The 12,513-nt window shown below is 72.6% G+C and carries 11 protein-coding genes; 3 read left to right on the top strand and 8 right to left on the bottom strand.

What is annotated here, in order from left to right:
- Positions 1-142 precede the first annotated feature (142 nt).
- On the top strand, positions 143-1,402 hold the full coding sequence (locus ASD48_RS26055) for an extracellular solute-binding protein (protein WP_057604137.1): 1,260 nt from the start codon (positions 143-145) through the stop codon (positions 1,400-1,402).
- Positions 1,403-1,466: 64 nt separating this feature from the next.
- On the opposite strand, the gene egtD is transcribed toward ASD48_RS26055, so the two are convergent.
- From egtD to egtA, 4 genes are read right to left on the bottom strand one after another with little or no spacing between them, the layout of a single operon-like run.
- Positions 1,467-2,429, bottom strand: coding sequence for an L-histidine N(alpha)-methyltransferase (gene egtD / locus ASD48_RS26050; RefSeq protein WP_057604136.1), 963 nt, complete (start codon positions 2,427-2,429; stop codon positions 1,467-1,469).
- On the bottom strand, positions 2,426-3,217 hold the full coding sequence (gene egtC / locus ASD48_RS26045; protein WP_057604135.1) for an ergothioneine biosynthesis protein EgtC: 792 nt from the start codon (positions 3,215-3,217) through the stop codon (positions 2,426-2,428). The genes egtD and egtC overlap by 4 nt, the downstream gene beginning before the upstream one ends.
- Positions 3,217-4,587 (bottom strand): ergothioneine biosynthesis protein EgtB, encoded by a 1,371-nt coding sequence (egtB, locus tag ASD48_RS26040; RefSeq protein ID WP_057604134.1) that lies wholly within the window; start codon positions 4,585-4,587, stop codon positions 3,217-3,219. Before egtB ends, egtC begins: the two co-directional genes overlap by 1 nt.
- Positions 4,584-5,885 carry an ergothioneine biosynthesis glutamate--cysteine ligase EgtA gene (egtA, locus tag ASD48_RS26035; RefSeq protein ID WP_057604133.1) on the bottom strand — a complete coding sequence of 434 codons (1,302 nt, stop codon included), beginning with the start codon at positions 5,883-5,885 and terminating at the stop codon, positions 4,584-4,586. The genes egtB and egtA overlap by 4 nt, the downstream gene beginning before the upstream one ends.
- Positions 5,886-6,193: 308 nt before the next feature.
- Between egtA and ASD48_RS26030 the strand changes: the two genes are divergently transcribed.
- The gene (locus ASD48_RS26030) at positions 6,194-7,054 is read left to right on the top strand and encodes a TIGR02452 family protein (RefSeq protein WP_057604132.1); all 861 of its coding nucleotides are present in this window, start codon (positions 6,194-6,196) and stop codon (positions 7,052-7,054) included.
- On the opposite strand, the gene ASD48_RS26025 is transcribed toward ASD48_RS26030, so the two are convergent.
- The 4 genes from ASD48_RS26025 to ASD48_RS26010 form a co-directional block, all read right to left on the bottom strand.
- Positions 7,039-7,485, bottom strand: coding sequence for a type II toxin-antitoxin system PemK/MazF family toxin (locus ASD48_RS26025; protein WP_057604131.1), 447 nt, complete (start codon positions 7,483-7,485; stop codon positions 7,039-7,041). The two genes, ASD48_RS26030 and ASD48_RS26025, sit on opposite strands and share 16 nt — an antisense overlap.
- Positions 7,486-7,529: 44 nt before the next feature.
- Positions 7,530-9,011, bottom strand: a complete 1,482-nt coding sequence (locus ASD48_RS26020; protein WP_057604130.1) for a flotillin family protein — start codon at positions 9,009-9,011, stop codon at positions 7,530-7,532.
- Between the two features lie 154 nt (positions 9,012-9,165).
- Entirely contained in the window at positions 9,166-9,384 is a 219-nt protein-coding gene (locus tag ASD48_RS26015; RefSeq protein WP_020127564.1) for a hypothetical protein, read from the bottom strand.
- A 26-nt stretch (positions 9,385-9,410) separates the two neighbouring features.
- Entirely contained in the window at positions 9,411-10,832 is a 1,422-nt protein-coding gene (locus ASD48_RS26010) for an amidase (protein ID WP_057604129.1), read from the bottom strand.
- A 260-nt stretch (positions 10,833-11,092) separates the two neighbouring features.
- Here ASD48_RS26010 and ASD48_RS26005 point away from each other — a divergent pair, with 260 nt between their 5' ends.
- Positions 11,093-12,481: a glycoside hydrolase family 43 protein gene (locus ASD48_RS26005; RefSeq protein ID WP_057604128.1), complete on the top strand. Its 1,389-nt coding sequence runs from the start codon at positions 11,093-11,095 to the stop codon at positions 12,479-12,481.
- Positions 12,482-12,513 lie beyond the last annotated feature (32 nt).

Here is a 12,513-nt window from a genome sequence, read left to right as displayed (position 1 = left end):
CGGACCGGACGGACCCCTTCCGCCCGGTCCCTCTTGACCCCCCGCATTGGTCCATACCAAAATCCGGGACACCCGTACGAGCGCCGCGCTCGTCCCCCACGTCGGGCCTCTCGCCCTGTCCGCCGGGCAGAACAGGACCCCCGTGCGACGTCGCCTCCTCGCCCTTCTCTGTGTGTCCGCCTGCCTCCTGACCGCCTGTGGCGTGCTGCCGGGGACGGGGGGACCCGACCGCCGGACGGTCACGGTGTGGCTGATGAAGGACAGCGCGTCACAGGAGTTCCTGGACCGGTTCACCGAGGACTTCGAACACGACCACCCGGATCTCGACCTCGACATCCGTATCCAGGAGTGGACCGGGATCGGCGGCAAGGTGCAGGCCGCGCTGGAGGCCGACGACGAGAAGGGGCCGGACGTCATCGAGGTGGGCAACACCCAGGTCCCGCAGTACGTCGACGGGCACGGACTGCTCGACCTGACCCTGGAGTCCGCCGCGAGATGGGGCCGGGACGACTGGCTGCCCGGCCTCGCCGAACCGGGACAGCAGCGCTTCCACCAGTACGGCATCCCCTGGTACGCCGCCAACCGGGTGGTCATCTACCGCAAGGACCTCTTCGAGCAGGCCGGCATCACCGCTCCGCCCCGCACCCGCGCCGAGTGGCTGGCCGCCACCGAGAAGCTGAACTCGGACGGGAACCAGGGCATCTATCTGGCCGGGCAGGACTGGTACACGCTCGCCGGGTTCATCTGGGACGAGGGCGGCGACCTCGCCACCGAGGACGGCGGCCGCTGGGAGGGGGCCCTCGACACCCGGGCCGCCCTGCGCGGCATGGACTTCTACCGGCGGCTCCAGGCGCTCGGCGGCGGCCCCGTGGCGGCGGACGAGGAACACCCGCCCCAGGCAGGGGTGTTCGCCGGGGGCAAGGTGGCGCAGATCGTCGCCGTGCCCGGACTGGCCCGGGCGGTCGTGCAGCAGAATCCCGCCCTGGACGGCGAGCTGGGCTTCTTCCCGGTGCCCGGCAAGAGCGCGGCCAGGCCCGGCGCGGTCTTCACCGGCGGCTCCGACCTCGTCGTCCCGCGCAAGACCGACGTCAGACAGGGTGCCGTCGCGGTGGTCGCCGCGCTGACCGGCGCGGAGTGGGACACCGAACTGGCCCGCACCATGAACTACGTACCGAACAAGGCGAAGCTGGCGAAGTCCGTCGCCGGTGAGGAGGGGGTCGAGGCCATGGCGGCGGGGGCCGCGCAGGGACGCGCGACCCCCAGCACACCCGAGTGGGCGGCCGTCGAGGCGGACAACCCGATCAAGGACTACATGACGAAGGTGCTCACGGGGGCCGACCCGGAGACCGAGGCCCGCCGCGCCGCCCGCCGGATCACGGAGGCGCTGACGGTGACCTTCTGACGGCCTCGGCCGCCCTGCCCGGTGCTCCCCGGGCAGGGCGCGGAGGGTACTCGACGGGCGGTGCTCAGCGGGCGGTGCTCAGCGACAGCGCGAACCGGCCCGCGCCGTCCGTCCACCAGTGGCTCAACTTCATTCCGACGGCCGCCAGTTCCGTGCGCACTCCCTCCTCCCGGAACTTCGCCGACACCTCGGTGCGCAGTTCCTCGCCGGCCGCGAAGTCGACGGCGAGGTCGAGCGCGGGAACCTTCACGGTCTGCGCCGTACGGGAGCGCAGCCGCATCTCGATCCACTCGTTCCCCGCGTCCCAGAGGGCGACGTGGTCGAAGGCCGCGGGGTCGAAGTCGGCACCCAGCTCCCGGTTGACCACGGTCAGCACGTTCTTGTTGAACTCGGCCGTCACGCCGGCCGCGTCGTCGTACGCCCGCACCAGCACCCGCTCGTCCTTGACGAGGTCGGTGCCCAGCAGCAGCGCGTCGCCCGGCGCGAGCAGCGCGCGCACCGAGGCCAGGAACAGCGCGCGCTCGGCCGGCAGCAGGTTGCCGATCGTGCCGCCGAGAAACGCCACGAGGCGTGGCCCCGGGGTGTCGGGCAGTGCCAGGGACGCCGTGAAGTCGGCGATCAGGGCGTGCACGTTCAGCCCCGGCCGCTCGGCGACCAGGGCCCGCCCGGCCTGGGTGAGGGCGCTCTCGCTGACGTCGACGGGCACATACGTGTCCAGTCCGGTCAGCGCGTCGATCAGGTAGCGGGTCTTCTCCGAGGAGCCCGAGCCGAGTTCGACGAGCGTGCGGGCACGGGCCGCCGCGGCGATCTCGCCGGCCCGGTCCTCGAGGATCTCGCGCTCGGCGCGCGTCGGGTAGTACTCGGGCAGTTCGGTGATCCGCTCGAACAGTTCACTACCGTGCGCGTCGTAGAACCACTTCGGCGGCAGCGTCTTCGGGGTGTCGGTGAGGCCGTGCTGGACGTCGGCGCGCAGCGCGGCGTCCGTGGCGTCCTCGGGGAGGGTGCGGGTGATGCGGAACGGGCTCACGTGCTGGTCTCCTCGGGTGGTGCGGATGCCGTGTCGGTGCTCGGTTCCTTCAGTGGGGTGAGCAGGACGTCGGCGCGGCTCGCCGCGAGCAGGGTGCGGTCGGGGACCTCCTGCCAGCGCGGATCGTCGTCGTACGGTTCGGAGGCCACGACCGTGCCCCGGCCGGGCTCCGCCAGGTACCACAGGGTGTCGCCCCAGGCGGTGGCGGTGATGGACTCCCCGTCGGTGAGCAGCAGGTTGAGGCGCGAGCCGGGAGCCGCCGCGGCGACCTCGAGCACCGTGTCCGCCAGTGCCTGGCTCCCCGTGTCGCCGGCGCGCAGCCGGGCGAGGACCAGCGCCCAGACGAACGCCGAGTCGTTGCGCGCCTCCATCGACAGCAGGTCCGCCGGGGGCAGCGAACCGGTCAGCGACTCCAGTGAGCCCGGCCAGCCCGCGACCGCCCCGTTGTGGCTGAACAGCCAGGTCCCGGCCGCGTACGGCGCCGCCGCGGCCTCCGCGTCGGCGCCGGCCAGCGTCGCGTCCCGTACGGCGGCCAGCAGGGCCCGGCTGCGGACGACCCGGGCCAGGTCGGCGAAGGAGAGATCCGCCCAGATGGGTCCGGCCCGGCGGTAGCGGGCCGGAACCGGATCCCCTTCGGCGTACCAACCCACTCCGAAACCATCGGCGTTGACCGTCCCGTACCGCTGCCGCCGGGGCGCCCACGACTGCCGGTACAGGCTGTGCCCGGGCTCCACGAGGAGCCGCCCGAGCGGCACCCCGTGACCCAGGTAGGCGAGGTGACGGCACATCAGACGTCCCCCGAGCGGGCCGTGCGGAACCCGGAGAAGATCTGCCGCCGGATCGGGTAGTCCCAGTTGCGGAACGTGCCCCGGCAGGCCACCGGGTCCACCGCGAACGACCCGCCGCGCAGCACCTTGTACTCGGGGCCGAAGAAGACCTCCGAGTACTCCTTGTACGGGAACATGCGGAAGCCCGGGTAGGGAAGGAAGTCGCTGGACGTCCACTCCCAGACGTCGCCGATCAACTGCCGCACCCCGAGCGGGGACGCACCGGCCGGGTAACTGCCCGCAGGGGCCGGCCGCAGATGGCGCTGGCCCAGGTTGGCGTGTTCGGGGCCGGGGTCGGCGTCGCCCCACGGGTAGCGCATGGAGCCGCCGGTCGCCGGGTCGAAGCGGGCCGCCTTCTCCCACTCCGCCTCGGTGGGCAGCCGGCGTCCGGCCCAGCGGGCGTAGGCGTCGGCCTCGTACCAGCACACGTGCAGTACGGGCTCGTCGGGCGGTACGACCTCGGTGACCCCGAAGCGGCGGCGCAGCCACTGCCCGCCGTCCCGGTGCCAGAACAGCGGCGCGTGGATCTTGCTGCGGCGCACGTGCGACCAGCCCTCGGTCGTCCACCAGCGCTCGTCGTCGTAGCCGCCGTCCGCGATGAACGCCTGGTAGGCGCCGTTCGTCACCGGGGTGGTGTCGATATGGAAGGGGGCCACCTCACGCCGGTGCGCCGGCCGCTCGTTGTCCAGCGCCCAGGGCTCACCGGAGGTGCCCATCGTGAACGGGCCACCGGGCACGAGGACCTCGGCCGGGCCGGTGAACAGCGGCACCGGATCCGGGTCGGGCGCGGTGAGGGCCTGCGGGCCGGCCCGGAGCTGATGGGTGATCAGCATGGTCTCGTCGTGCTGCTGTTCGTGCTGTGCGATCATCCCGAAGGCGAAGCCGGCCTCCGTCAGCCGGGTGCCGCCGAAGTCGGCGGACTCCAGCACGTCCATCACGCGGCCGCGCACCTCCGACGCGTACCGGCGGGCCTCGTCCGGCGGCAGCAGGGGCAGGGAGGGCCGTTCGGCACGCGAGTGCTCGAAGGCGTCGTACAGGCCGTCGATCTCGGGGCGCATGGCCTCACGGCCGGCCACCGTGCGCAGCAGCCACAACTCCTCCTGGTTCCCGATGTGCGCGAGGTCCCACACCAGGGGGGACATCAGGGGGGAGTGCTGGGCGGTGAGGTCGGGCTCCTCGACGCAGCTGGTCAGGAGTGTGGTGCGCTCCCGGGCCGTGGTGAGGGAGGCCAGCACCCGGGTGCGCAGGGTGTCCGCGTCCGGGCCGGGGCCGTCGGCCGGGTCGGGAACGGCGTCCAGCGCCTGCCCGGTGTCCAGGGCGGGGTCGGTCATGTGCGGAGGTCCTTCCCGTACGCGCGGGTGTCCGTGCCGCGCAGGCGGTCGAGCAGGTCGTCGGCGGGGGTGCGGCCCGGGATGACGTACCGCTCGAGGTAGTCCGACACGGCGTCCGTCACCGCCCCGGTGGCGCCGAGGCGGGGCAGCGCCCGCAGAGCCGTGGTGAAGCAGGTGACGGCGACCTCGTGCAGCTCCGGGTCGGTCAGTCCGTACCGGGCCGCGTCGATCCACAGCGGATTGTGCGGGGCCGGCAGCGGCTGGGCCCGCTCGGTCAGCGGCTTCACCGCGCGATAGACGTTCTCGGCGGCCTCGGGATCGTCGAAGAGCGCCGTCGTCACGGCGAGCGGCACGATCCAGCCGTCGTCGCCGGGCTGCGCGTCGATCATGCGCAGCTCCAGGTGGCCGCGGGGTCTGACCGGCGGGAACAGTGTGGTGAGGTGGTAGTCGAGGTCCTCCCGGGTCGGTGCTCCCGTCCGGATCCACTGGCGGAAGGTGCGCCGGTCGGGCACCTCCCACGGCCCGCTGTCGCGCCGGACGCACATCACCGGCGCGTCCAGCACGTGCCGGGCCCAGGTCGCGCGCGGATCGCCGTCAAGCGGGGGCCCGCCCGCGCGGCCGGCGCCGATCTCCATCCACAGCAGCTGCCGGGTGGAACGCCAGCCGGTGGGGGCGCCGTCGAGCAGCGGGGAGTTGGCGAAGGCCGCCACCAGGACGGCGCCCAGGGTGTGGGACAGCAACCAGCGCCTTCCGTGCCCCAGGGGGCCGGGCTCCTCGTACCCGGCGTCCAGGCAGACCTGCACGGAGGCCGAGGTGCACATCATGGCGCGGCCGGCCGGACCCGTGCGGTCGAGGCATGCCTCCATGGCGTCGTAACGGGGCTCGTGGAGGAACCGGCGGGGTGTGCGCCAGGGGTCCGTGCCGTGACCGGAGAGGGCGAGACCCTGTTCGGCCAGGACCGCGCGGACGGCGGTCAGATCGGCGGAGACGGTGCCCACGCACTCCATCAGGGAGGCGGCGGGCGGCGAGCTCAGTTCCAGCTGGCCGCCGGGTTCGACGGTGAGCGGTGAGCTCAGCGGCAGGGTGCGCAGTGCGGCGTAGGCCGCTTCGAGTCGTTCGGGTGTGACGGGGAGCCGCGGATCACGCAGCTCGTGAACGAGCCATTCCACCTCGACCCCGACGGTGCGGGGTGGTCCGGTCTTGAAACAGATGCCCCTGACCAGGGCCTCCACCTCGGCTTCGGTGAGGGCCCCGCGGGACGGGGTCTCGTCGGTACAGTCGCTGACTGAGTCGGACATGTCGGGATCCTCCTGAGATTCCACCATGCCACCGGTCCGGCCTCGGTGCGGCCGGACAGGCATCGCTCGTCCCACCCAAAACCCTCGAACGGATCCGCACAAGGGTACACAACCGTACATACCGGACCGAGTTCGAGCTGTTTTCCAGGCGTTCCCGACCGGTCCGCGGAGCGTTTCCCGGCCGGGGAAACCCTGTTGCACGCGATGTCCAGGATCGCTCACGATGCGTGTATGAGCACGACGGGGGAGACGGACGGGGCGTGGGAGACCGCGCGCCGCACGGCCATGGAGTCCACGGGGGTGGCGCCATGAGCGCGCGGCTGCGCGGCATCGCGCGGGAGACGCAGGAGATCGTCGCGGCGGGGCGCTACCGCGCGTCCGACGGGCGTGAGGTGTCCCTCTCCGCGGCGGTCGCGACCGCCCGGGCGGGGACGCGGATGACGGGACCGGGGCCGGTCGAGGTGCCGCAGGGCTCGGCCGCGGACGCGGCGGCACGGCCCCTCGGAGACACGTTCGTCGAGGTCACCGGTGAGAGCAGCCTGGAGGCGGCCCGCCGGCTGGCCGGCGCCGGCCCGGTCGCCGTGCTGAACTTCGCCTCCGCCCGCAACCCCGGGGGCGGCTACCTCAACGGGGCCCAGGCGCAGGAGGAGGCGTTGTGCCGGGCCTCCGCGCTGTACACCTGCCTGCTCGAGGCCCGGGAGTTCTACGACCACCACCGCGCCCACCGCGACCCGTTCTACACGGACCGCGTCATCCACTCACCGGCCGTGCCCGTCTTCCGTGACGACCGGGGCCGTCTGCTCGACGAGCCCTTTCGCGCCGGCTTTCTGACGGCCGCCGCCCCGAACGCGGGCGTGGTGCTGCGGACGGCTCCGGAGCGCGCGTCGGAGTTGCCGGCCGCGCTGGCGGTCCGTGCCGGGCGGGTCCTGGAGACGGCCGCCGCGCACGGCTACCGGCGCCTGGTGCTGGGCGCGTGGGGCTGCGGGGTGTTCCGCAACGACCCCGCGCAGGTGGCGGGGGCGTTCCGGGCGCTGCTCGGCCCCGGGGGGCGGTTCGAGCGGACGTTCGAGCATGTGGTGTTCGGGGTACTGGACCGGACGCCGGGAAGCGTGGTGCTGGCCGCTTTCGAGGGGGTGTTCGACCAGAAGGGCCGTCAGGTCCAGCCGTAGCGCTCGTGCAGGCGGTGCCGGACCAGGTTGAACCGCATCCGGTCCAGCGCGCAGGCCTCACGGCGCATGCCGTCCTCGTGCAGCCGCAGGACGCGGTCGACGTCCACCCACGAGTCCCGCCCGGTCCGGTCCCAGGGTCCGCTGCCGATCGGTACCCACTCACGGTCGCCGTCGTGCCGCTTGCTCGACAGCTGTACGGCGAGGAAGGTCCCGCCCGCCTCCCGGGCGACGACGAGCACCGGGCGGTCCTTGCCCCGGCCGTCGTTCTCCTCGAAGGGCACCCAGGTCCACACGATCTCGCCGGGGTCCGGGTCGCCGTCGTGCGCGGGGGAGTACTCGGTGCGCACCCGGCCGACCTCGCGGGGATCGGCCTCGGTGGTGGCGGAGGGGCCGGAGCGGCCCGGGACGTCTTCATCGGTAAACGCGGTCACGGGGGCACCCTAAGGGGTGCCCCCGTGACCGGTTCGTCAGCGGGTCACTTCTCCTCGACCGGCACCCGCTGCGCAGCCGGGCTCGCCACGCCGTTGAGCGGCGAAGTCCCGTTCGGGGCATGCCCGTTCTGGTTCATCGAGGCGAGCAGCTGACGGGCCAGACCGAGTCCCGTCCCGCCCATGGTGAGCGCCTTGGCGAACACGTCCGCCATACCGTCGGCGCCGTTGAGCAGCACCATGTTGTCCACGTTGCCGAAGGCGGACGCGCCCGCCCGCACGATCTCCGGCCAGTTCTCGGCGAGTTGCTGGGCGACGACCGCCTCCTGGTTCTCGGCCAGCGCGGCGGCCCGCGCCTTGATGGCCTCCGCCTCCGCGAGGCCCTGCGCCTTCGCCGCCTCGGCCGCCGCCAGACCCCTGGCCTGCGCGGAGGCCGCCTCGGCCTCACCGGTGGCCCGGGTGGCGGCCGCGGTGGCCTCACCCCGGGTCCTGGTCGCCTCGGCCTCGGCGCCGGCGGCGGCCTTGACCCGGGTCGCCTCGGCGGCGGCCGCGAGCTCCGTCTCCTTCGCCTTGGCCTGCGCCGCCGAGATCCGCGCGTCGCGCTCCGCCTCGGCCAGCGTGCGCTTCTCGTAGGCCTGCGCGTCCGCGGGCTTGCGGACGTCCGCCTGGAGCTGCTGTTCGCGCCGCTGCGCCTCGAGTTCGGCGACCCGCGTCTCCTGGACGACGACCTCCTGCCGGGACGCGGCGTCGGCGAGGGGTCCCGCCTGGCGGGCCCTCGCGCCCGCCTTGTCGCGCTCCGCCTGGTAACCGGCCTGGAGGATCTCGCTGTCCCGGGTGGCCTCCGCCATCCGGGCGAACGAGGCCTGCTCCGCCTCCGTGGCGAGACGGTTCGCCTCCGCCTGCGCGATCCGCGCGTCCCGCTGCACGGCCGCCGCGTGCGGCATCGCCATGTTCTTGATGTAGCCGGTCGGGTCCTCGATCTCGTGGATCTGGAGCGAGTCCACGATCAGGCCCAGCTTCTCCATCTCCGTACCGCAGGCGGCACGGGTCTGCCCGGTGAGCTTCTCCCGGTCGCGGATCATGTCCTCGACCGTCAACCCGCCCACGATGGACCGCAGATGACCGGCGAAGACGTTGTGCACCCGCTCCGACATCAGCTTCTGCTGGTCGAGGAAACGCCGGGCCGCGTTCGCGATCGACACGAAGTCGTCGCCGACCTTGAAGATGACCACGCCCCGCACCTTGAGCGGGATGCCCTGGTGCGTCACGCAGTCCACATGCAGTTCGGTCTCGTTCAGGTCGAGCGACAGCTTGCGCACCACCTGCACCCCGGGCATCACCATCGTCCCGCGCCCCGTGACGATGCGGAATCCCATGCCCGCCTCGAGGCCCTCCGTGCGGTGGTTGGAGCCGGAGATGACGAGTGCCTCGTTGGGTTCCGCGACGCGCCACATCATCTTGAACAGACCGATCAGACCGAGGACGGCGACAACCGCCACCCCCGCAACGACGCCGACAACCATCGGCATACGCCCCCTTTTGATGGTGCCCTTTCGGCACCGAACGAAGGGAGTCTGCGCCTGCCCGGTTCAGGGTTGAAGACGTCGGCGAAACCTTGTTGCAATCTTGACGCTTACGTTCCCGAAGGCGTACAGAGCGGCTCTCACCTGCGCCGGGACGGGCTCAACTGTCGTATGCCCGGGTGACGTAGACCGTCCTGGGCGGCAGGTGCTCCACCACCATCACCACCGTGCCGGACTCGATGCGGCCCGTGCCGTCCGCCGGGTGCGCCAGGAAGTGTTCGGCCCCGCCGCGCACCCGGACGATCACCTCGCCGACGAGTCCGGGCCCGATCGTCCCGGTGACCCGCCCCATGAGCCCGACCATCGACGCATCGTCCATGGTCACAGGGTACGGGCGGAACCCGCTCATCCGGCCGGCGAGTCCGCGACCGCTTCCCGCGGCCAGTGCTCGTGCCAGCGCAGCTCCGCCTCCAGCTGGGCGGCGAGCGAGATCAGCAGCGGCTCGCTGTTCGCCGGGCCGAGCAGCTGTGCCCCGACCGGGAGCCCGCCGGGCGTGAAGCCCGCGGGGACGTTGACGCCGGGCCAGCCCAGCACGTTCCACGGCCAGGCGTAGGGGCAGGCGGCGATCATCGCGCGGTCGGTGGCGAATCCGCTCAGGTGCAGCATGGCCCCGATGCGGGGCGGGGGAGCGGCCGTCGTCGGCGCGAGGATCACGTCGTACGTCTCGAAGAAGCCGCCGATACGGCGGTGCAGGACGGCCTCCGCGCGCCGGGCCGCCCGCAGCGGGACCCCGCCCAGCAGCCGGCCCAGCCGGGCGGCGCCCCGGGTGCGCCGGTCCAGGAGCGCGGGGAAAGGGGCCTCGGCGACCCGCTCGGCGATGCCCGCGGTCGCCCGGGGCACGAAGGTGAGGCCGATCTGCCCGTACGGCGGGTCGGCCTCCTCGACGGTGTGGCCGAGGCCCGCCAGCCGCTCGGCGACTTCGAGGACGCGGGTGCGCACCTCGGGCCGCAGCCGGGCGGGTACGGCGGTGAACGGGGGCTTGAGCGAGAGCGCGATCCGCAGCCGGCCGGGGTCACGCCCCACCGCGGCCGACGCGTCGACGGCGGGCGGCCGGTGCGGGTCGTGCGCGTGGTTGCCGCTCGCCGCGTCGAGCAGCAGCGCCGCGTCCGCGACCGTGCGGGCCAGCGTGCCGTTGACCGTGATGCCGTGGAAGGACTCGCCGCGGGGCCAGGTCGAGACCCGGCCGCGCTGCGGTTTGATGCCGACCAGATGGGTCCAGGAGGCGGGGATGCGGACCGAACCTGCCCCGTCCGAGCCGAGCGCGGCCGGCACCAGACCCGCTGCCACCGCGGCCGCCGAACCGCCGGAGGAGCCGCCCGGGGTGTGCTCGGTGCTCCACGGGTTGCGTGTCGCGCCGAAGGCCGGGCCCTCGGTGAACGGCCACTGGCCCAGCTCGCAGGTGTTGGTCTTGCCGACGATCACGGCGCCGGCCGCCCGCAGCCGGCGTACCGCCTCACCGTCCTCGGTGACCGCGGGGTGCGCGCCCTGGCAGCCGAACGCGGTCGGTTCGCCCGCCACGTCCATGTCGTCCTTCACGGCGACGGGGACTCCGAGCAGCGGCCGCCGGCCTCCGGCCGCCAACTCCCGGTCGGCCGCGTCGGCTTCGGCGAGCGCGGCCTCGGCCCGGACGATCCGGAAGGCGTTGAGGGTGCTCTGGCTCGCCTCGATCCGGGCGAGGGTGTGCTCGACGAGCGTGCGGGAGGACATCCCGCCCTCGGCCAGCGCGCGGGCGGTGGCCGTCAGGCCTGCGGCACGGTCGGGCGTCATGCGGGCACCTCCGGGACGACGATGTCTACCGCACGGTAACGTCTGGCGGCCCGGCGGTGGAACGGCACGCGGGCGGAGGGGCCGGCCCGTCCGTCGCGGGGGCGGCGGCCCGGCCCTGCCACAGGCGTCCCACAGGCATCGTCCGTTCCTGCGCAAAGGATTGACGTGTTCCTGCCTCACCCCTACCTTCTGATCGACTTTCCGAACCGTGTTCGGAATATCGAACCGCTGGACGCGCCTTGAGCCGTAGGAGAGCCGCCATGACGACCCGTCCCCCCGCCCCGTCCCGCCGTGCCCTGCTGCGCGCGATGGCCGTCCTGCCCGCCGCGGCACTCGTGCTCGGCGAGGCACCCGGCCTGCTCGGTACGGCCCTGGCCGCCGCTCCGGCCGCCGGTTCGGCCACCCGCTACACGATCGTGCCGTTCCTCAACAGCAACGACGGGACGGTGAACGTCTACCAGTCCGACGACGCCACCGACTTCCGGCTGCTGCAGTCGTCCGCCTACACCCCGCCGAGCAACCGCATCCGCGACGCCAGCGTCTTCAAGCACACCGACGGCTACTACTACGTCACCTACACGACCCACACCTGGCAGGACGCCAGCACCACCATCGGCTTCGCCCGCAGCTCCGACCGGGTCAACTGGACGTTCCTGTACGACTACACGGTCCCGATCACCGGCCTCTCCCGCGCCTGGGCGCCGGAGTGGTTCGTCGACAGCGACGGCAGCGTCAACGTCATCGTGTCCTGCTCCGTGACCAGCGACGAGTGGATCTTCACCCCGTATCTGCTGAAGGCCACCAACTCCGCTCTCACCGCCTGGAGTTCACCGGTCGCCCTGTCCGGCATCGGAGCGAACCACATCGACACCTACATCGTGAAGGTCGGCTCGACCTACCACGCGTTCACCAAGAACGAGACGGCGAAGTACATCGAGTACGGCACGGCGTCGAGCCTGGCGGGCCCGTACACGATCACCAGGACCGGCGACTGGGCGGGCTGGGGCAGCTACCGCGAGGGCCCGTCCGTCATCCGGCTCGACAACGGCGCCTGGCGGATCTTCTTCGACGGCTACGGCGACGGCAACTACTACTACAGCGACAGCTACGACTCCTTCGCCACCTGGAGCGCGCCCAGGGCGCTGCCCGGCATCTCCGGCACGGCACGCCACTTCACGGTGATCAAGGAGACCGTGACCGGTGGCCCCACCCTCACGAAGAACGCCACCCGCTCCTTCCGGTCCGGCAACTACACCACCCGCTACTGGCAGGAGCAGTCCGCCCTGCTCAACCTGCCCGTGGTCACCAGCTCCAGCACCACGGCCGAGAAGCAGGCGTCCACCTTCACCGTGGTGGCGGGCCTCGCCGACGCGAACGCGTACTCCATCCGCGACGCCGCCGGAAACTACCTGCGCCACTACTCCTTCCGCGGCCGCTTCGACGCCAACGACGGCACGGCGACCTTCGCGAAGGACGCCACCTTCATCGCCCGGACGGGATCGGCGAGCGGTTCGGTCCGCTTCGAGTCGTACAACTACCCCGGCTACTACCTGCGCCACTACAACTACCAGCTCCGGGTCGAACAGCCCGACGGCACGGACCTGTTCCGCCAGGACAGCTCGTTCGTGGCGGCGACCGCCTGGGCGTGAGCACGCCCGCCTCGTGACGCGCGGTGTACCGG

Source organism: Streptomyces sp. Root1310 (genome assembly GCF_001426425.1).
Lineage (GTDB): Bacteria > Actinomycetota > Actinomycetes > Streptomycetales > Streptomycetaceae > Streptomyces.
This window is presented reverse-complemented; position numbering and strand designations above follow the sequence as displayed.